The following is a 19,053-nucleotide window of genomic DNA, read 5'->3' as shown; positions in this document are numbered from 1 at the left end:
CCGCAAGCACCCACATCGACCTGATCGGCCGCATCGGCACCACAATCCTCGACGCCGTCCTACCCACCCGCCGCCCCCGAACCCACACCCGCGCCGTCAAACGCGCCATCTCCAAACACCGCGCCAAAACCCCCCACACCGACCGGCGCACCCACCCCACCACCATCCACATCACGATCAACCCATTGCCCACCACACCAGACGGCTAACCGAACGGCGTTGGGGTTATCCGTTCGTATGGGGTTGGCTGTGGTTGGCCTGCGCCGGTCGTGATGCGGGCTGAAGTCGGGGGCTTGAACAGGTTGTGGTGGGTGTGGACTGGTTATTACTTGTTCACGGTCCCGGGATGGGGTGCACGGTCGCGGGTGGGTGTGCACGGTCCCGGGATGGGGTGCACGGTCCCGGGTGGGTGTGCACGGTCCCGGGTGGGGGCGCCGACGCGGAGCGGGCGCGCCACCCGCGTCGGCTTAACGAGACCGCCGATCCACCACACCTCGAGCAGTACCGGACGACGGCGTACGGCGTGCGTCGCTCTGACCTGGTGAGCTGCCGGTTAGAGCAGGTCCCAGGTGAGGGGGGTGCCTGCCTTCGCGTCGGTGCGGAACGGCCGGCCTTCGACCTGGGTGAACATGTCCGGGGCGAGGCCGCCGGCCGGGCGGATCGAGCGGACGTTCTCGAACGTGATCACGTCGCCGGCGCGGACGTCCTGGGTGACGTACAGCGACCGGCGGAAGCGCAGGACGTTCTGCTCGGCCTGCTTCGGGCCGATCACCGGCTCGCCGAGCGACAGCTGCGCCACGCGGGTGCTCTCGACCAGCAGCTCCAGCTCCCAGGGCTCCAGCGAGAAGGCCGAGTCCACACCGCCGTCGACGCGCTTCAGCGTGACGTGCTTCTCGATCACGGTCGCACCGAGCGCGACCGCGGCCACGGCGGCGCCGATGCCCATGGTGTGGTCGGACAGACCGATCTGGACGCCGAGGGCGTCGCGGAGGACCGGGATACCGCGCAGGTTCGACTGCTCGGGCGGTGCCGGGTAGCTGGCCGTGCAGGACAGCACGATGATCTGCTCGTTACCGGTCGAGCGCGCGGCGCGGACGGCGGCGTCGATGTCGGTGAGAGTCGCCGATCCGGTGGAGATGATGATCGGCTTGCCGGTCTCGGCCATGCCGCGGACCAGTGGCAGGTCGCCGATCTCGTTCGACGCGACCTTGTACGCCGGGACGTCGAGCTTCTCGAGGAAGTCGATCGCGGTGCTGTCGAACGCGGACGAGAACGCGACCATCCCGAGCGACTGCGCCAGCTCGAAGATCGGTTCGTGCCACGCCCACGGTGTGTGCGCTTCCTCGTACAGATCGTAAAGTCGCGCCTCGCTCCACAGTTCGTGCTCCGCGGGCAGGCGGAACGCCGGCAGGTCGAGGTCGAGCGTCATCGTGTCGGCCGTGTACGTCTGCAGCTTGAGTGCCTGCGCACCGGTCTCGGCCACGGCGCGGACGATGTCCAGCGCGCGCTCCAGATCGCCGTTGTGGTTGCCCGACATCTCCGCGATGACGAACGGCTGGTGGTCCGGACCGACGGGAACGCCGCCGATCTCGATGGTGCTACTCATCGTTTCCTCTGGGTTCTACGGTCCTGTTTGCGCAGGCTGATCGGTATCACGGTGATCTCACGTCCGTCGGCGTACCGCTGCTGCGGCTCACCCTCGGTGAACCGGAACCGCCGGTTCATCTGCCGGACCACCGTGTTGTGTGCGAGCACCTCACCGGTGAGCACCTCGAGGCCGAGTTCGTCGAACGCGTACGCCGTGGCCTCACGCATGATCTCGATCCACGCCGGAAGTGTCTCACCCCGCTCCGCGAGCCCGTCGGCGTCCAGGAAGAACCCCCAGGAGCCCGTGCTGCCGTCGAGGTCGAAGAAGTTGACGACACCGGCCGTCTCGCCGTCGCGGGTGTAGATCAGTACCCGCCGGGAGGGATCGACCGACGTCTTCGCCCACCAGGCCGCGTGCTCGTCCGCGCTGATCTCGTGCGCGGTGATGCTCACGTCCCGATTGGCCTGCTGGTTCCGCAGTCGTCGGATGGTGTCGAGATCGGTGTCGGTCGCGGCGCGCAGCATGCTCCTAACCTAGGGCATGCGTGGTAGCGCAGCGCCTGCCAACACCGAGCACCTGCTCGCTACGGCGTTGGCTCTATCAGACCTGCCCTGGCGCCTTCCCGCAAAGCCGCTTCTGTGTAAACATCTTTCCACTTCACCGGAACTGTAGTCGGAGAGTGACATGAGAGTCTGGCGAGCGATGGGTGTTCTGGGCGTGACGGCGGGATTGTTGCTGGGTGGGATGACAGCGACGGCCTCAGCTGCGGAGACGGACGGCCGGGCGACGTGCGCGCCGGACTCCGCGACCCCGCTGCGGCAGTTCCGGGCGAGTTGGGTCGCGTCGGTGGTGAACATCGACTGGCCCTCGAAGACCGGCCTCAGCGCCGCGCAGCAGCAGGCCGAGCTGATCGGCTGGCTCGACGACGCTGTCCGGCAGCGCCACAACGCCGTGATCCTGCAGGTCAGGCCGACCGCGGACGCCTTCTGGCCGTCCAAGGTGGAGCCCTGGTCGCAGTACCTGACCGGCCAGCAGGGCGGTGACCCCGGCTACGACCCGCTGGCGTTTGCGGTCGCGGAGGCGCACAAGCGCAACCTCGAACTGCACGCGTGGTTCAACCCGTACCGGTTGTCGATGGGCACCGACATCAACACGCTGATCCCGACGCACCCGGCGCGTCAGCATCCGGACTGGGTCGTCTCGTACGGCGGGAAGCTCTACTACAACCCGGGCATCCCGGCCGCCCGCAAGCTTGTCGAGGACGCGATCATGGACGCGGTCTCGAACTACGACATCGACGGCGTGCACTTCGACGACTACTTCTACCCGTACCCGGTCGCGGGTCAGACCTTCGACGACGCCGCGGCGTACGCGGAGTACGGCGGCGGGTTCGCGAACATCGCCGACTGGCGCCGGAACAACATCGACCTGCTGATCCAGGAGCTGAACCAGAAGATCCACGCGGCCAAGCCGTGGGTGAAGTTCGGTATCTCGCCGTTCGCGGTCTGGCGCAACAAGGGCACCGACCCCGAAGGTTCGGACACCACCGCCGGCGCGCAGACGTACGACGACCTGTACGCGGACACCCGCAAGTGGGTCCGCCAGGAGTGGATCGACTACATCGTCCCGCAGGTCTACTGGGCGGGCGGGTTCGCGCCGGCGGACTACAACAAGCTTGTCCCGTGGTGGGCCGACCAGGTCCGCGGTACGCACGTCCATCTCTACATCGGCGAGGCGACCTACAAGGTCGGTACGTCGACGCAGTCGCCGGACTGGTCGGACCCGGCCGAGCTGAGTGACCACCTGGCGTTCACCAGCACGATTCCCGAGGTCAAGGGCAACATCTACTTCTCTGCGAAGGACGTCCGCGCGGACCGGCTCGGTGCGACCACGCTGCTGAACAACACCTGGTACACGCGGCCGGCGCTGATCCCCGCGATGCCGTCGCTGGACTCCCGGCCGCCGCTTCCGGTGCATGCCGTCCGCGCGACGCGGACCGACGACGGCGTCCAGCTGCGGTGGTCCAGGACGTCGAAGGACACCGCGTCGTACGCGATCTACCGGCGTGAGCTGCGTGGCGGCGACCACTGCCCCGACAACGACGCGCGAAACCTGATCGCCACGGTGCGGTCGACCGGCGCGAGCCAGTCGTACGTCGACACCACGGCGACACCCGGTACGGCGTACATCTACTCGGTGACCGCGCTCGACCGGCTGGCCAACCAGAGCGTCGCGATCCCGGCCGTCACCGTCCGCTGAAAGAGCCCGTAGGTCCCGGCGGAGTGCTGAACTGCGCCGGGACCGGGGTCGACGTGAGCGTGCCGGTCGGGGTCGGGCCGGTCGGGTCCGGCTGGGTCGGCTGGGACTGACCGGGCGACTGCACACCGAAGGTGGAGCCCGGCGGCTGCGTCGGGACCGTCTGCGGCGGGACCGTCGGAACCGTCGGAACCGTCGGCGGGATGCTCTGCGACAGGCCTGGTGACGGACTTTGGGATGGGCTCGTGGTCGGGAAGCTCGGAGAGCCGGTCGGGGTCGGCGTGCGCGGCGGGAACGGGTTGTCGGGCGGCGGCGGATACACCTGGTAGACCCGAACCGTGCCCAGCTGAAACCGCAGTTCGGTCAGCTTGTCCAGGTTCTCCGGCGCGGCGCTGACCCGCTCGTCGAGCAGCAGCCACTGCACGCCGTACTTCGTTCGCAGGGTCTCGATCACCTGACGGCTCGGATTGCTGAACACCTCGTCGTTCAGCTCGAGTTGCTCGGTGTCCCAGTACGGTCCCTGGACGTACGCCGGATACGAGTCGTCGACGCGCGCCCGGTACGACCATCCCTCGACGAGCACGCGCCGCTCGGCGTACCCGGCGATCCAGTACGAGCCCGCGCCGCAGTGCGAGGCCCGCGCCTGGTGACAGTGCAGGTTCGTGGCGATCCGGTCGTTGGACCCTGAGTTCCGCCGGATGAACTGCGCCGCTTCGATCCCGCCCGGTGCGATCGAGTCGTACGACGTCATCGGTGGCTGGGCGAACCGCCGTACGGACGCCACCGTCGGCGATACCGTCATACCGACCAGAACCGCGACCGTGATCACCGCCCAGGTCCGGCGGGACCCGCGCAGGATGAGGCCGAAGACGCCGATCCCGAGGGCCGCGATGACCAGGGCGACCGCGAATCCCTGACCGAAGCACTCGGCGGTCGTGCATGACCGCGGCGACCGCTCGCGGCCCCAGTAGATCGCCGCGACGCCGATCGCGAGCGCGACACCGGCGATCCAGAACTGCCGGCGTTCCAACGAGGCGAGCCCCCAGGCTGCCAGCAGGGCCGCGAACACGAAACCGGTGCGGACGAAGTACAGTTGGGAGTACCCATGATCAACCAGTAGCGAGGCGCCCAGCACCGCGCCCACGAAGCCGCCTACCAGGAAGACGATCATCGGACACCGGCGGACCGGCCGCTTGATCAGCAACGCACCGGCCAGCGGCAGCATCCACCCGACGACCATGATCACCGCGACGACAGCGACCGCGGAGCTGCCGCCCATCCGCTCCGCGAGGCTCTCGAACGTCGCGCCCGGGTCGAAGCGCACGCTCGACGCCGCGCCCCGCAGTACGACGAAGAACGTCAGCGAGTACGCCGCCGCGACGCCGACGCCGATCACCAACGCGCGCAGATTGAGCCGACCGGCACGGACGGTGAGGTAGATCCAGGCAACCGCCAGACCAGTCGCGTAGACGGGCAGCGCGGTCGCCTTGGTGAGCGCCAGTGCGGCGATCAGGATGCCGGCCGCGACGAACAGCCGGACCAGCTGACCGCGGGTGGTTCCCGGCCGACGGCGAAGCAGCAGCGTCGTGACCGCGATCAGCGGTAGCAACAGCACGGTCGAGAACGCTTGCGGCGGGTTCGTCAGTTCGCCCAGCGAGAACGGCCCGTCCGCGAACACCCGGTCCGACACCGCCCACGGCCAGGCGACCAGATCCCCGCCGGCCACCACGAGCCCGGCCGCGATCGGGCCGGCGACCGCACGTCCGGACAGCAGCATGCCGACTGCTGCTGCACCCAGCACGGTGAGCAGGATCCACGCGAACGGCACCATCCGGTGGGTGAGGACGTCGAGCGGGATGCTGGTGATCCAGTGCGCCGACGCGATGTGGTCGTACGCCGCCCAGTGGCTCGTGAGCCATCCGCCGTCGGCGTACGGGACGCGCGGCGGGAAATGGTGCGTGATCTCACCGGCCACGGCCAGGTTGTGCGGGGCGTCCGAGTTGGTCCGCAGCGCTTGCGAGCCGTTGAGCGGTATCAATTGCGAGCCGACGCGCACGAACCACGCGGCTGCCACGCCGACCACCACCATCGTCGCGGCCGCCGACCACCACGGCGTCGGCTGCTCGGACAGTCGGCGCCTCGGCAACGCACGCCACATCCCGAACGCCAGCGCGGGCATCAGGAGCGCCGCGAACGGCATGCTGAACAGCATCCCGAGCGGGTAGAGCAGGGCTTCGACGGCGAGCCCGAACGCGGTTCCCAGAGCGATGTCCGCGGAGAACCACCCGGTGCCGCCGGTCAGCCGGCGCCAGAACATCGTGCCGGGGACGACCACCACGATCAGCAGATAGCCGAGGTACGCGGCCGGCATCCACAGCGGGTGCTCCTGGAGCGCCACGAACCACGCCAGGGGCAGCACCGGCAGGCTCGCCCACGCCGCGGTCCGTCTGGCCCGTCGGGCCGCTCTGATCATCGGGGAAGTCTATGGTCCGGAGCAGTCCGGTCCGTGACCGGTGAACCGTTTACCATCCGCGCATTCCCGCTTACACTCAGTAATCTTCGGTGTTGCGTCGTACGGAGGTGCAAACGATTGACGGACGCCCACCACTCAGTAACCCCGGCCCCGTCCCGATCCGCTGCCGCAGGCGAGTGTGACCAGTCAGCCGCCGGGACGGTTGGTGAGTGGTGGAGGTCCGGCGTTAGGCTTCGGGACTATGAGTTCGGTGGATCGCGGTCGCGTCAGGGAATTGATGGGTGAGGTGATGACGGCCCAAGGCCGGACCTTGCCGGCCGATGACACGGCAGATTTGCGGGAGATCGGGTTCCGATCACTGGATTTCTCCGAGTTGGCCATCCGGGTGGAGGACGAGATCGGTGACGAGTTGAACTTCGATGCCCCTGGGCTGCGCCGGATCACCACGGTCGGCGACGTACTGGACTTCATCGAGCAACTGCAGTCGGCGTGAGCACGCGGCGCCGCACCACCGCCCTGATCGGCGACGACAACACCGTCGTCGTCGCGGGCAAGCGCCTGACCTGGCGAACGCTGCACAAGCTGCCCCAGATCCCGTCGCCCGCGGCGGTCCTGGTGGACAACGGAGCCGACGCACTCGCCGCGCTGCGCCACCACGCGGTCCACGGCACCGAGCTGCTGGTCGCCTCCGAGTCGCGGGTCGACGAGCGGATGCGCGAGGAGCTCGGCGAGTCCGGTTTCGCGATCGTGCTGCCCGATGGGGAAGTCACGCCGGCGAAGCTGAAGCGCGTCGAGGAGTCCGGCCGCGCCTGGCTGCTCACCTCCGGATCCACCGGCCGCCCGAAGCGCATCGGGCATACGCTGGAGACGCTGACCACGGTCACCTCTGACCAGCCGCCGCGGACCTGGCTACTGCCGTACTCACCCGGGACCTACGCCTGGTGGCAGGTCGTCACGCTCTCGCTCACCCAGGCCGACCAGGGTCTCGTGGTGATCGAGCCGCACGAGCTCGAGGAGTGGCCGGCGATCGCCGCCGAGCACGGCGTCACCGCCGCGTCCGGTACGCCGACGTTCTGGCGGCAAGCCATCTACCGCGACGCCGACGCACTCGGCCGCGTACCGCTCGAGCAGATCACGCTCGGCGGCGAACCGGTCGACCAGGCGATCCTCGACCAGCTCCGGGAGATCTTCCCGCAGGCGCGGATCTCGTGGATCTACGCCTCCTCCGAGGTCGGCGCCTCGATCGTGGTGCACGACGGCAAGGCGGGCTTCCCGAAGGACTGGTTGGACCGCGAGCCGCACCCGGACCGCCCGGTCATCAGCGTCGACGGCAACGAGCTCGTCATCCGCTCGCCGCATCACGGCGCCGGCCTCGTCGGCGCGGTGCACACCGGCGACCGGGTCGAGTTCGACGGCGACCGGGTGCTGATCACCGGCCGCCTGGACAGCGACGAGATCAACGTCGGCGGGTCCAAGGTGTCGGCCGGCGTGGTCCGTAACGTGCTGATGGGTCACCCGGGCGTGTCCTGGGCGCGCGTGTTCGCGCGCAAGGCGCCGCTGGTCGGCCGGATGGTCGCGGCCGAGGTGGTGCCGAACCGGTTGCTCGGTCCGATCACCGACACGGACCTGGTGCAATGGTGCTCGACCCGCCTGCCGGACTACGGCGTACCGCGGCGCATCAAATTCCTCGACGAGATCCCGCAGAAGGAAACCCTGAAGAGCGATGTCTGACATCAGTGTTGTCCCGCCGGCTTCCGTGGTGCTGGTGTCGGGCGGCTCGCGCGGCCTCGGCCTGGCGATCGTCGAGGACCTGCTCGCCCAAGGCGTCAAGGTCGGTGCGTTCGCGCGGACCGTCACGCCCGAGCTGACCGCGCTCGGCGAGAAGTACCCTGACCAGCTGCACTACGGCTCCGTCGACATCAACGACACGGCCGCCGGACAGGCGTTCGTCAAGGACGTCGAGAACACGCTCGGGCCGATCGATGCCCTGGTCAACAACGCGGCCATCGGTCAGGACTCGCTGCACGTCCACACCTCGGCCGACCGGGTAGCCGAGATCATTCAGACGAACCTGACCGCGCCGCTGGTCCTGACCCGGTTCGTCCTGCGGCGGATGCTCGCGAAGGGCCTGAAGGGCCGGATCGTCAACATCACCTCGATCTGTGCCCAGCGCGGGTACCCGGGCCTCGTGGCGTACTCGGCGACCAAGGGTGGCATGGACGCAGCCACCCGGTCGCTGGCTCGCGAACTCGGCGGCCGCGTCCTCGCCAACGCGATCGCGCCGGGCTTCTTCGCGTCGGAGATGTCCGCGGTCCTCGGTCAGACCCAACTCGACCAGATCGTCCGCCGCACCCCCACCGGCGCCCTCACCGAACCGTCCGACGTCCTCCCGGTCGTCCGCATGCTGTTGCTGGAGAACACCAACATCAACGGCCAGGTCCTGGTCATCGACGGCGCGGCGTCGATCTAAGGCTTGATGTTCTGGTTGCGCCGGAACACGTTCGTCGGGTCGTAGGTGCATTTGGTCTGCAGCAGTCGGTCGTACTTGTCGCCGTACGCCGCCTGGAGGCGCGCCTCGTCCGGCTCGGTCATTCCGTTCACGTAGCTGCCGATGCCGGCCGCGTGCGGTTGCAGCGCGTCCCAGAACGACCGCACCCACGCCCGCTCAGGTTCCAGTGCTTCGACAGTCGGCGTGGTCGCGATGAGGAACATCGCGTACCGCTCGGTGCGCCGCCCGCTGAACGCGGTCGCGTCGTCGGGCGTCTCCAGATAGCCGTGGTCGAGGTGGTAGAACAGCGCGACCGACTGTGCTGACGTCTTCTGCGGGAAGTGGTCGGTGATCACGGCGATCGCCTCGTCGGACAGTGTTTCGAGGTACAACCCCTTCTCGTAATGGCACATGCCCCAGGCGTTCGGTTCGTCGAGCAGCTGTTGTACGGCGACGTACGGCATCGGTGTGGTGAAGTCGAACAGAGGTGGCAGCGCGGAGCGGTACTGCTCCATCGCGTCAGCGTGCTGCGCTGGCGCGCCGAAGCCGACCGTGATCAGCGCGTACCCGGCCTTGAACTGGTGTTCCTGCGGTACGAACGGCGCCGGCGGTGCGTTCAGGCAGCCGATCAGCACGTTGACTTCGCGCGGCAACGCGGGAATCAGTTCGCGCGTCATCCGGAAGAACTCGGCGCCTTGATCGGCAGGCCAGAACGACATCCCGTAGTGCACGATCGGTCCGGCCTCGTGCAATCGGAACTCGAACTCGGTGACCACCCCGAAGTTGCCGCCACCGCCGCGGACCGCCCAGAACAGGTCCGGGTTCTCGCCCGCGGCAGCGCGGCGGAGGTTGCCGTCCGCAGTGACGACCCGCACCGACTCCAGGTTGTCGATGCTGAGCCCGTGCTTGCGGGTCAACAGTCCCATGCCGCCGCCTAGTGTGAGTCCGCCGACGCCCGTGTGGCTGACCACACCGGCCGGTACGGCGAGACCGTGCTGCTGCGTCGCGGCGTCGAGATCACCGAGCAGTGCACCGCCGCCCGCCTTCGCGCGCCTGGTCGTGGGATCCACCGACACCTGGTTGAGCAGGCTCAGGTCGATCATCATGCCGTCGTCCACCGACGACAGCCCGGCCGTGTTGTGAGCGCCGCCCCGCACGGCGATCTCCAGTCCTTCGGCCACCGCGTACCGAACCGCGGTTTGGACATCGGTCGCCGACTGCGGCCGGACGATCACCGCGGGCCGCCGGTCGTGTTCGGCGTTCCAGAGTCGTCGTGTCTCGTCGTACCCCGGGTCGTCCGGACCGATCACCGGTCCTTGCATCGCGGCGCGCAGATCGCTGGTTCCGCTGCCGGCAAGTTGCGTCATGACAAAGCCTCCCCCTTTGATTCCCTCCCCTCCCGGCAGCATCGTCCCGACCGTGGCGGGAAGCAACGGGCCGCCGGCGGAATCGCCTGCTTTGTCCAGGTTCGTGCACAGGCGGGGATCGCGTCGTGCCGGTGAGTTGTCCACAGGTGACGTCGATGGCGTTTGGGGTGACACTGCGCGGCTGTCAGACTCGGGCGTGTGAGTGATCAGGAAATTCTGCGGCTGCTGCCGATCGCGGCCGCTGCTGTTGCTGTCGGCGATGATCGAGCGGACCTGCAGTTGGCTCGGCTGGGTGGGTACGACGAGCGCGACCAAGGACAGGTCGATCGTTGCCTGCAAGGATTTCTGAATGCGCTGGTGCGTGGTGCCTGGGAGCGCGGATGGGCGCCCGCGGACGTGGTGCAGCACGGTCGGCGCCAGTTGGATGCGGCCGTCGAGCCGCTGTTGCTGGCTGCGATCTCGGCGGAGCACCAGCAGTACTCAGCGACTGCTCTTGATCCTCGCTGGGTCGAGCAGCTTGTCGATCTCGGTGTGCCGCAGCCGTTCGGTGAGCTGCGGTTGACCAGCTGGGCCGTCGGCGCGCGGGTCGGTCGCTATCTGGCGCTGCGTCATGCGCTGTCGGTTGCCGGCTTCCTGCAGACGTTGCCGGTGATGGCGCGCCTCCTTCCCCTGCCCGGTTCGCCGGTCGGCCACGCGCGCCCCGCCGTACCGGCGAATCAGAAGATGCTGGCGCGGATTCGTGCGCTGCTCGCAAAGGCGGAGGCGACCGAGTTCCCGGATGAGGCGGAGGCGCTGTCCGGGAAGGCGCAGGAGTTGATGGCCAAATTCTCCTTGGACAGCACACTGTTGACGGCCTCGGCTTCGGTGGAGGTTGAGGTGCCGGACGATTCGTCCGCGCGCCGGATCTGGGTGGATACGCCGTACGTCTCCGCGAAGGCGCAGCTCGTGGGTGCGGTGGCTTCGGCGAATCGGTGCCGTACTGTCGTGATCGAGGACCTCGCCGTTGTGACGATCGTCGGTGCCGAGCTGGATCTGCAGCTCACCGAGATCCTCAGCACCTCGCTGCTGGTCCAGGCCAACCGTGCGATGATTGCTGCAGGCAAGCATGTGGGCCGTCGTGGGGAGTCGCGGACGCGGTCCTTCCGGCAGTCGTTCCTGATGGCCTACGCGCAACGCATCGGCGAACGGCTGGAGCTGGTCTCGGCCGCGGCGGAAGCCGCCGTACCCGAAGCGGACGCCGGTCGACTGTTGCCGGTGCTGACGAAGCGGGAGGAGCAGGTGGACGCGCTGTTCACCCAGCTGTTCCCGAACACGAAGACCCGGCGCACCCGCATCACCAACGGCGCCGGATGGGACGCCGGCCTGATCGCCGCCGACCAGGCCCAACTCGACGCCCGCCGCCAGGTACGGCGATGAACGTCGCCGAAACCTCGATCCCGGGTGTACTGCGGATCGAGCTGCAGGTGCAGCCGCATGACGACGGCTGGTTCAAGGAGAACTTCCACCGCGGGAAACTGGCCGACCTCGGGATGGACGTCGTACAACACAACGTCGCGTACTTCGAGGAGCCCGGAGTCCTCCGTGGCATCCACGCCGAACCGTGGGACAAGTACCTGTCGCCCTCGTCCGGCAGGGTTTTCGCCGCGATCGTCGACCTCCGCGACAACGAGACGTTCGGCCAGGTAGAAACCTTCGAACTGGGCCCGTCGGACGCCCTCTTCGTCCCCCGTGATGTAGGCAACTCCTTCTGCACCCCCACCCCCCACACCACCTGCAACTACCTGGTCAACGAGCCCTGGTCACCGGCCCGAGTAGCCGTCAACCCCCTGGACCCAGACCTGGCGATCCCTTGGCCGGCCGAGGACCTCAAACCCGTGGAGCGAGACACCTCGAGCCCGTCACTCGCACAACTCCGAGACGACCTGCAGCCGCCCAGAGCGCGGTAGCCATCCAGCACGTGCTCGCGTGCAGTTGTCCCGGTGGCCCGACGCCTCGAATCTTAGTCACTCGCAGATGGCGGGCCTTGTTGGCGTGCCTGAAGATGCGCGCCCCTCCAACCGCGACGTTGAGGGCCGTCGAGGCCAGCTGGCGGGCGGCATGACGAGTGAGTAGAGCCCAACGACACCCCATGCGACGACGCCGCTCGGATTCTCGACGAAGGCAGAGCGCCAGCCGCCAACGATCGCCATCAGTATCCATCCACTGATAGCGATGCCGGCGGTCATGCGATCGCGGCGAACCAACGGATCGAACCACGTCAAGGCACAGACCAGGCCAAGCAGGATGAACTGTGTGACCGCGCCTGCACCAGCGTGCGCCTGTGCCCAGTGGAACAGTTCAGAAGTCCCAACCATGTCGCCGCGCGAAGCTCCTTCCCCGACGGTAGTCGCTAGACATTCCCGATCCGTTCACAACGAAGTGCGCCGTCGCCTGCCAATACTCCCGGAAGTGAATGCGTGATACCTGGATGACGATCTGCGCACCGAATGCGTCAGACTCGTGCTGACATTTCTGCCACTCGATCCGTCTTGGGTGCTGACCTGAGACAGCGAACGATCGAGGGGCACCGGTGAAATCGGTAGCCATTGCCACCGGCGGACTGTGGTACGCCGGCCGGCTGGTAACAAGGTGTGTTCGGTGTTCACCGCCAGCAACACCCGCCGGTTTGGCCGCCGCCGTGCTGAGTTCCGCACAGAACGTCGGCGCGGCCCTCGGCCTGGCGATCATGTCCGGCTTCGCCACTCGCGCCACAGCCGATTCGCTCGCCGCCGGCAAGCGGTTGGTGGCCGCATCCACCGACGGTTGCGGGCGGGCCCTGATCACCGGCAGTCTGTTCGTCGCCGCCGCCGCGCTGGTGGCCCTGCGGACGACGAACGCACGCCACGCGGTGCCGCCGACGCACGAACCGGCCGACTCCACTGAACCAGCCTGAGGCCCTCGGCAAGCACCTCGCTACGACGTGATCGGCAGGGCGTAGCTGGTGAACTTGTTGTGCGTGGTGAAGCCTAGGTTTTCGTAGAGGCCCAGGGCGCCGGTGGGGTTTTCGGCGTCTACGCCGAGGCCGGCGCGGTCGTAGCCCGCGGTGGCGGCCTCGGTGAGGACCTTGGCGATGGTGGCGCGCGCCAGACCGCGGCCGCGGTACGCGCGGCGAGTGCCGACCTGGCCGATGTACAGCTCGCGAACCCCGGTCGCCTCGGTGTCGGCCTCCCACTCGTAACCGTTCACGTACGCCGCGACCGTCTCGCCGTCGAGCACGAGGAAGCTCTGCTGCGCCCGGAAGGCTCGCGATCCGACGGACCCTGCCCGCCACTGCTCCGGGGTCGGCGGTGTCCAGCCCCAGTGGTCGGAGAACGCCTCGAAGTGCGCGAGCCGCAGCGCCTCTTCGTACGCCGGGTCGTACGACGTCATCCGCAGACCGTCGCTAATCGGCGAGTTCGGCACCGGCTGGTCGAGCGGACGGCGCATGTCGAAGAAGTACCGCTCCGCCTTGAATCCGAGCTTCTCCAGCAGCGTGGCCGCACCGACGTTGTTGCTACCGGTCCCGGCGCCGACCAGACCGCGCGTCTCCGGATGGTTCGCGGCGTGCAGCTCACCGGCGCGCCGAATCAGCCACTGCATCAGCAGCGCTCCGAGACCGCGTCGCCGCCACGCCGGGTCGATGGTGCCCTCGGTCCGGACCCGGTCGATGTCGACCACGGACGTCGCGACGTGCGCGATGCCGTACCCGATCATCCGGTCGCCGGCCCACAGCCCGATGCTGTCGTGGACCAGGTCGAGACCGGGATGCTCCAGCTCCTCGATGAGATCCTCGGCGCTGTAATTCTCGCCGTCGTGGTCGGCCTGCTCCTTGGCGGCCATCAGCACCGCCCACGCCTCGACGTCGCCCTTGTCGATGGGGCGCGTGTGAATCCCCTCCGGCCAGTTCATCCCTCGACCGTACGACGTCCGCACCCGCGACGGCACCTGAATTACGCCAGCTGCTCAGCCAGCCAACGCACCGCCATCGGGTACCGCCACTCGATCCCGCCGTGCGTCCCCTCGAACAATTCGAAATGGATCCGTTCGTCGGCCAGCCCGGCAGCCCGTACCGCGCGATCGAACGCCTGCGCCCCGAAGTCCAGGTAGTACTCGTCCTGGAGCCCCGCGTCGATCCACGCCGCCCGCAACGAACGCAGCGTCTCAACGTGCTGCGGAACCTTCGCCATCTCGATCGGATCGTGGGCGAGCCAACGCGACCAGATGTCCGGCACGATCGCGCCCAGCTCGTCGAACGGCAGCAGTACCGTCCCGTCGGGTTCCGCGGAGTACGCCGATGCGTAACCGTAGATCTCGAGCAGGTGCAAGTCCTCGTTGGTGGTCCGACCGGTCTTGCCGGCGAGGTCCTCGAAGTACTTCTCGTAAGAGCCCTCGTACTTGTCCCGCAGCGTCCGCGCGCGCACGGGGAACTCCGGCCGGTAGCAGACGTCGAAGAGCGCGTCGCCGGCATGCGTCGCGAGCGCACCGAACACGTCCGGCCGCATCATCGGCGTCACCATCGCGGTGTACCCGCCGCTCGACTTGCCGGTGATCGCCCGGTGGTCGCGGTCGGGGATCGTGCGGTACGTCGCATCGACCCACGGCACGATCTCGTCGCACAGGTACGACTGGTACTGCCCGGTGCCGGGGGAGTCGAGGCACTGGCTTCCGCCGTACCGCGTCCAGGAGTCGACAAAGACGACAACCGCCCGCGGCACGCTCTCGTCGGCGAACATCGCGTCCAGCAGCTCGGGGTACGGCTGCCGGAACGGCACCCGGTTGAACCACATGCCGACGTGGCCGGTGTACCCCATCGTCACGTAGATCGACGGGTACCGCTCGTCGGAGTCGTCGTATCCCGGTGGGAGGTAGACGAGCACCGGGCGCTCGTGCGGGTCGCCGAGCGGATTCCCGCGGAGCAACTCACTCGTGTACGTCGTCTGGTCCAGACGACCCTTGAACTCGGCCGACCACGGCAGCATTCGATCCTCCCCAAAATCACATCGCGTCAGGGGCCTCTATCCCCAGCAGACCGAGTCCATCCTGCAACACCTGCCGGGTCGCCGCGCAGAGGGCGATCCGACTTGCTCTGGTCGCGCCGTCGCTGCCCAGCACCGGACACTGCTCGTAGAACACCGACAGCGCCGAAGCGACCTCGTACAGATAGGTGCACAGCCGATGCGGCTGAAGGGTCTCAGCAACCTGCTCCACGGTCGTCGCGAACCCGGTGAGCAGCAGAGCCAGCCGCTGCTCGGCCGGGTCCTTCAACTCGGTGAGCTCACCCGACGTACCCGCCTTGGAGAGCAACCGCGTCAGCCGAGCGTGCGCGTACTGGAGATACGGCCCGGTGTTCCCGGTCATCGCGACCATCCGCCCCAGATCGAACACGTAGTCGTTGCCCCGGTCGCTCGACAGGTCGGCGTACTTCACCGCACCGATCCCGACAGCCCGTGCGGTCGCAGCCCGATCCACTCCATCCCGCCCGTCGAGCAACGCGTCGGCTCGAGCGACCGCGCTCTCGAGTAGGTCGACCAGCTTCACCGTGCCACCAGCCCTTGTTTTGAAGGGCTTTCCATCCGGGCCGAGTACGGTTCCGAAGGGCACATGCTCAGCCGGCACCTCCGCCGGCAGCCATCCGGCGGTCCGTGCGAGCGTGAAGATCATATCGAAGTGCAGCGCCTGCCGGTGGTCGACGACGTACACGATCCGGTCGGCGTGCAACGTGCTGACTCGATGCCGGACCGCGGCCAGATCCGTTGCGCTGTAGCCGAATCCGCCGTCGGACTTGCGCACGATCACCGGCAGCGGTTCGCCGTCGCGCCCGAGGAACCCGGGCAGAAAGGCGCACATCGCGCCCTCGGACTCGGTCAACAGGCCCGAAGCCTCCAGATCGGCGACGACGCGCGGCAGATCGTCGTTGTACGCGCTCTCGCCGACGACGTCCGCCCTGGTCAACGCCGATCCGAGCAGCGCGTACACCCGATCGAAGTCGGCCAGCGAGACGTCGACCATGTGCCGCCAAATCGTCCGCGTCTCCGGATCACCGGACTGCAGTGCGACGACCCGCAGCCGCGACCTGTCGGCGAAGGCGTTATCGCTGTCGAAATGCTTCCGGCTGCGTTCGTACAGGTGCTGCAATCCCTGCAAATCAAGGGACAGTGCGTCGAGACCTTCGTCCAGCAGCTGCTCGATCATCATGCCGTACTGCGTTCCCCAGTCGCCGACATGGTTCTGCCGTACGACGTCGTACCCGACGAAGGAGAGTACGTTGCACAACGCGTCGCCGATGACGGTCGACCGCAGATGGCCGACGTGCATTTGCTTGGCAACATTCGGCTGCGAGTAGTCGACGACGACCCGCCGACCATTGCGACCGAACGTCTGCGGCTCGTTGACGGCCCTCACCAGCGTCGCCGGAAGCAGCGTCAGATTGATGAACCCCGGCCCGGCGATCTCCGGCCGCTCGCACAGGTCCTCCACCTGCAGCTCGGCGACCAGGCGCGCGGCGACAGCCCGCGGCGATTCGCCACGGGCGTTGCCGATCCGCAACGCCAGATTGCTCTGGAGGTGGCCGAACTCCGGTTTGGTTGCTGTACGCAACTCAGGATCGTAGGTGCCGCCAAAGGCAGCCCCGGCGGCAGCGGACAGCCGTGCGGACAGGACAGGCAGAACTGCGGACATGACAAAGGTCCTTCAGACAGACGCGACTGGAACAGGCTGGGGTGTTCAGACAGTGCGTCGTCGTCGCAGGCTGAACCGCACGCGCTCGGCGTGGACAAGGTTCAGGCTGATCGACATGTCAGCCATTATGCACGAAGTACGCCGACGGTGGGGGCGAGCGGTCCGCCAATGGGGTGATTGCGGGTACGTCGGTCTCGCCCAGGAACACCCGCCGTACGACGCGTTCGGCCGCGTGACCGTCGTCGAACTCGCAGAACCGCTCCCGGAACAGCTGCCGGTGTTTCGCCGCCTCGGGCGCTGCGAACGCACCGTTGCGGAGCGCGGCGAGCAGTTCGTCGGCGGACCGCGCCACGACCCCGGGCGGAAACTCGGCGATGTCGAAATACGTGTCGGCGTGGCCTTCGGCCAGGAGCACGATCGGCCGGTCGAGGTTCGCGTAGTCGAAGGCGATCGACGAGTAGCCCGCAACCAGGACGTCCGCCGCCAGCATCAGGTCCTCGCGACGCTCCTGGCGATCGGTGGTGAGGACGCGGGCGTGGTCGCCGATCGCTGCAGCCAATTCGGCTGCGTCGAACCAGTCGTCGGACGTCGGCGCGTACAGCACGACCAGGTGCGAGTCGTCGTACCCCAGCCGGGCACGGATGCCGCGGACCTCGTCGAGGGTCGCGGTGAGCAGGCAGTCGTTGCGCGGATAGCCGTACTCGAGCACCTCGAAGTACGACGGGAAGGTACGCTCCCAGATCTCCGAGGAGTACCGGTTCGAGGACAGGTCGAAGTCCCAACGGTCGACCTGGTGCAGGTACTCCTCCTTGTTGTCCGGCAGCGTCACCGTGCGCAGCGGCGTACCGTCGTGCGTCTGCAGGTGGAGCTGTCCCTCGCGCTTGTCGAGGTCCGTCGGCCAGTTGGCGTCGCTGACGAAGTACGTCGCCTTGGCGAGCAGCTTCTCGTACGCCGCGGAGTGCGTGATCACGTGCTCGACGCCCTCGGGGATGACGCCCGCGTCGTCGACCACCCAGACGCCGCGGAGCTCCGGTGCGAGTTCGGCCGCCTTCTCGAAGATCGCGCGCGGGTTGCCGCCGTACTGCGTGAAGTCGCCGGCGGCGTACAGCACGAGCTTGGGGTCGAGCTTGCCGCGACGCAGCAGTTTGCCGACGGTCTTCCGCGGCCGCGGCACCTGCAGCATCCGGGCGCTCAGCTTGAGCGTCGAGTAGGTGGCGTAGTCGTCGTGGATCAGCAGCCAGCGCTTGAACCCGCGGGCCGTCCGGTCGGTGCTGTAGCCGTCGGGCTTCCAGCGTTTGGCGAACGCGTGCGCGGCGTGGAAGAACTCGGCCCGGTCGTCGGGATCGATCCGCTCGGGCTTGGCCAGTACGGCCAGGATGTGGTCGAGCGACCGGTCGAACGCGAACCGGCGCCAGCCGGCCAGCTCCGGATCGGACTGGATGAACGCGTGCACGCGGTCGTACTGGTCGAAGATGTCCCACTGGCGGCGGCCGCTGGTGGCGTGGATGTTGCCGCCGGTGCGGTGCTGCCGGTAATGCACGACGACCCGGTCCAGTGTGGCGATCCGCTCGGCGGTGAGCATCGTCGAGTACGTCCAGGGCGCGTCCTCGTAGAAGCCGGACGTGAATGCGAAGCCGTGCCGGGTGAGGAACTCGCGCCGGTACGCCTTGTTCCACACGAGCTCGAGGAAGGTCAGGAAGATCGGCCGCTCGGCCGCCGTGAAGACGCCGGCGCCCTCCCGCGCGAACGCGTCGTGGCGCTGACTGCCGAGCACCCGGCCGTCCCAGAAGATCCGCTCGTAGTCGAACATCACGATGTCCGGTCGGCCGCGGTGCGTCGTCGCGGAGTCGATCCGCGCCCCGATCGCCTCGAGGGACCCCGGCAGGTAGATGTCGTCGGCGTCCAGGAACAGGACGTACTCGCCGCAGCACTGCTTCAGGCCCGCGTTCCGCGCGAGACCTAGGCCGACGTTCTCGTCCAGGTGCACCACCCGCACCCGCGGGTCGGCGGCGGCGTACTCGTCCAGGATCCGCCCGGAGCCCTCCGGGTCCGCGTCGTCGACGCCGATCACCTCGAAGTCCGTGAACGACTGGCCGAGCACCGAGTCCAGGCAGGGGCGCAACCAGGCCCGTGAGGCATGGCAGGGAACCACGATGCTGAACCTGGGGACGGTGCCGAGCGCCAT

The 19,053-nt window shown here is 68.0% G+C and carries 16 protein-coding genes; 8 read left to right on the top strand and 8 right to left on the bottom strand.

What is annotated here, in order from left to right; genetic code table 11:
* On the top strand, positions 1-209 hold a 209-nt coding region (locus AB0B82_RS26000), incomplete at its 5' end, for a hypothetical protein (RefSeq protein WP_360173666.1).
* A gap of 344 nt (positions 210-553) precedes the next feature.
* Here the strand turns inward: AB0B82_RS26000 and pseI are convergent.
* Together pseI and AB0B82_RS25990 are read right to left on the bottom strand one after the other, a co-directional pair.
* Entirely contained in the window at positions 554-1,606 is a 1,053-nt protein-coding gene (pseI, locus tag AB0B82_RS25995) for a pseudaminic acid synthase (RefSeq protein WP_360173663.1), read from the bottom strand.
* Positions 1,603-2,112 carry a GNAT family N-acetyltransferase gene (locus AB0B82_RS25990; RefSeq protein WP_360173660.1) on the bottom strand — a complete coding sequence of 170 codons (510 nt, stop codon included), beginning with the start codon at positions 2,110-2,112 and terminating at the stop codon, positions 1,603-1,605. Before AB0B82_RS25990 ends, pseI begins: the two co-directional genes overlap by 4 nt.
* 160 nt (positions 2,113-2,272) lie before the next feature.
* Here AB0B82_RS25990 and AB0B82_RS25985 point away from each other — a divergent pair, with 160 nt between their 5' ends.
* On the top strand, positions 2,273-3,847 hold the full coding sequence (locus tag AB0B82_RS25985; protein ID WP_360173657.1) for a family 10 glycosylhydrolase: 1,575 nt from the start codon (positions 2,273-2,275) through the stop codon (positions 3,845-3,847).
* On the opposite strand, the gene AB0B82_RS25980 is transcribed toward AB0B82_RS25985, so the two are convergent.
* Positions 3,834-6,317 carry a hypothetical protein gene (locus AB0B82_RS25980; protein ID WP_360173654.1) on the bottom strand — a complete coding sequence of 828 codons (2,484 nt, stop codon included), beginning with the start codon at positions 6,315-6,317 and terminating at the stop codon, positions 3,834-3,836. The two genes, AB0B82_RS25985 and AB0B82_RS25980, sit on opposite strands and share 14 nt — an antisense overlap.
* 241 nt (positions 6,318-6,558) lie before the next feature.
* Here AB0B82_RS25980 and AB0B82_RS25975 point away from each other — a divergent pair, with 241 nt between their 5' ends.
* Genes AB0B82_RS25975 through AB0B82_RS25965 form a run of 3 tightly spaced genes read left to right on the top strand, consistent with a single transcriptional unit; the run spans position 6,559 to position 8,787 of the window.
* Positions 6,559-6,810 carry an acyl carrier protein gene (locus AB0B82_RS25975; RefSeq protein WP_360173651.1) on the top strand — a complete coding sequence of 84 codons (252 nt, stop codon included), beginning with the start codon at positions 6,559-6,561 and terminating at the stop codon, positions 6,808-6,810.
* On the top strand, positions 6,807-8,048 hold the full coding sequence (locus tag AB0B82_RS25970; RefSeq protein WP_360173648.1) for a class I adenylate-forming enzyme family protein: 1,242 nt from the start codon (positions 6,807-6,809) through the stop codon (positions 8,046-8,048). Before AB0B82_RS25975 ends, AB0B82_RS25970 begins: the two co-directional genes overlap by 4 nt.
* Complete coding sequence (locus AB0B82_RS25965; RefSeq protein ID WP_360173645.1) at positions 8,041-8,787, top strand: SDR family NAD(P)-dependent oxidoreductase; 747 nt, start codon at positions 8,041-8,043, stop codon at positions 8,785-8,787. The genes AB0B82_RS25970 and AB0B82_RS25965 overlap by 8 nt, the downstream gene beginning before the upstream one ends.
* On the opposite strand, the gene AB0B82_RS25960 is transcribed toward AB0B82_RS25965, so the two are convergent.
* Positions 8,784-10,172 (bottom strand): FAD-binding oxidoreductase, encoded by a 1,389-nt coding sequence (locus tag AB0B82_RS25960; RefSeq protein WP_360173642.1) that lies wholly within the window; start codon positions 10,170-10,172, stop codon positions 8,784-8,786. The two genes, AB0B82_RS25965 and AB0B82_RS25960, sit on opposite strands and share 4 nt — an antisense overlap.
* A gap of 198 nt (positions 10,173-10,370) precedes the next feature.
* Here AB0B82_RS25960 and AB0B82_RS25955 point away from each other — a divergent pair, with 198 nt between their 5' ends.
* From AB0B82_RS25955 to AB0B82_RS25945, 3 genes are all read left to right on the top strand, one after another.
* The gene (locus AB0B82_RS25955; RefSeq protein ID WP_360173639.1) at positions 10,371-11,588 is read left to right on the top strand and encodes a DUF2786 domain-containing protein; all 1,218 of its coding nucleotides are present in this window, start codon (positions 10,371-10,373) and stop codon (positions 11,586-11,588) included.
* The gene (locus AB0B82_RS25950; RefSeq protein WP_360173636.1) at positions 11,585-12,118 is read left to right on the top strand and encodes a dTDP-4-dehydrorhamnose 3,5-epimerase family protein; all 534 of its coding nucleotides are present in this window, start codon (positions 11,585-11,587) and stop codon (positions 12,116-12,118) included. Before AB0B82_RS25955 ends, AB0B82_RS25950 begins: the two co-directional genes overlap by 4 nt.
* Positions 12,119-12,837: 719 nt before the next feature.
* Positions 12,838-13,104, top strand: a complete 267-nt coding sequence (locus AB0B82_RS25945) for a hypothetical protein (RefSeq protein ID WP_360173633.1) — start codon at positions 12,838-12,840, stop codon at positions 13,102-13,104.
* Positions 13,105-13,124: 20 nt separating this feature from the next.
* Here the strand turns inward: AB0B82_RS25945 and AB0B82_RS25940 are convergent, their stop codons facing one another.
* From AB0B82_RS25940 to AB0B82_RS25925, 4 genes are all read right to left on the bottom strand, one after another.
* Positions 13,125-14,099, bottom strand: a complete 975-nt coding sequence (locus tag AB0B82_RS25940; RefSeq protein ID WP_360173630.1) for a GNAT family N-acetyltransferase — start codon at positions 14,097-14,099, stop codon at positions 13,125-13,127.
* 41 nt (positions 14,100-14,140) lie between these two features.
* Entirely contained in the window at positions 14,141-15,169 is a 1,029-nt protein-coding gene (locus AB0B82_RS25935) for an alpha/beta hydrolase-fold protein (RefSeq protein ID WP_360173627.1), read from the bottom strand.
* A gap of 16 nt (positions 15,170-15,185) precedes the next feature.
* On the bottom strand, positions 15,186-16,868 hold the full coding sequence (gene argS, locus AB0B82_RS25930) for an arginine--tRNA ligase (protein WP_360173624.1): 1,683 nt from the start codon (positions 16,866-16,868) through the stop codon (positions 15,186-15,188).
* A gap of 118 nt (positions 16,869-16,986) precedes the next feature.
* Positions 16,987-19,053, bottom strand: a complete 2,067-nt coding sequence (locus AB0B82_RS25925; protein ID WP_360173621.1) for a CDP-glycerol glycerophosphotransferase family protein — start codon at positions 19,051-19,053, stop codon at positions 16,987-16,989.

Source organism: Kribbella sp. NPDC048915 (genome assembly GCF_040649595.1).
Lineage (GTDB): Bacteria > Actinomycetota > Actinomycetes > Propionibacteriales > Kribbellaceae > Kribbella.
This window is presented reverse-complemented; position numbering and strand designations above follow the sequence as displayed.

Coding starts and splice junctions, on each gene's coding strand:
- AB0B82_RS25975 (WP_360173651.1), top strand. CDS start 6,559: ATGAGTTCGGTGGATCGCGGTCGCGTCAGGGAATTGATGGGTGAGGTG.
- AB0B82_RS25980 (WP_360173654.1), bottom strand. CDS start 6,317: ATGATCAGAGCGGCCCGACGGGCCAGACGGACCGCGGCGTGGGCGAGC.
- AB0B82_RS25965 (WP_360173645.1), top strand. CDS start 8,041: ATGTCTGACATCAGTGTTGTCCCGCCGGCTTCCGTGGTGCTGGTGTCG.
- AB0B82_RS25950 (WP_360173636.1), top strand. CDS start 11,585: ATGAACGTCGCCGAAACCTCGATCCCGGGTGTACTGCGGATCGAGCTG.
- AB0B82_RS25985 (WP_360173657.1), top strand. CDS start 2,273: ATGAGAGTCTGGCGAGCGATGGGTGTTCTGGGCGTGACGGCGGGATTG.
- argS (WP_360173624.1), bottom strand. CDS start 16,868: ATGTCCGCAGTTCTGCCTGTCCTGTCCGCACGGCTGTCCGCTGCCGCC.
- AB0B82_RS25925 (WP_360173621.1), bottom strand. CDS start 19,053: ATGGCGCTCGGCACCGTCCCCAGGTTCAGCATCGTGGTTCCCTGCCAT.
- AB0B82_RS25940 (WP_360173630.1), bottom strand. CDS start 14,099: ATGAACTGGCCGGAGGGGATTCACACGCGCCCCATCGACAAGGGCGAC.
- AB0B82_RS25960 (WP_360173642.1), bottom strand. CDS start 10,172: ATGACGCAACTTGCCGGCAGCGGAACCAGCGATCTGCGCGCCGCGATG.
- pseI (WP_360173663.1), bottom strand. CDS start 1,606: ATGAGTAGCACCATCGAGATCGGCGGCGTTCCCGTCGGTCCGGACCAC.
- AB0B82_RS25990 (WP_360173660.1), bottom strand. CDS start 2,112: ATGCTGCGCGCCGCGACCGACACCGATCTCGACACCATCCGACGACTG.
- AB0B82_RS25935 (WP_360173627.1), bottom strand. CDS start 15,169: ATGCTGCCGTGGTCGGCCGAGTTCAAGGGTCGTCTGGACCAGACGACG.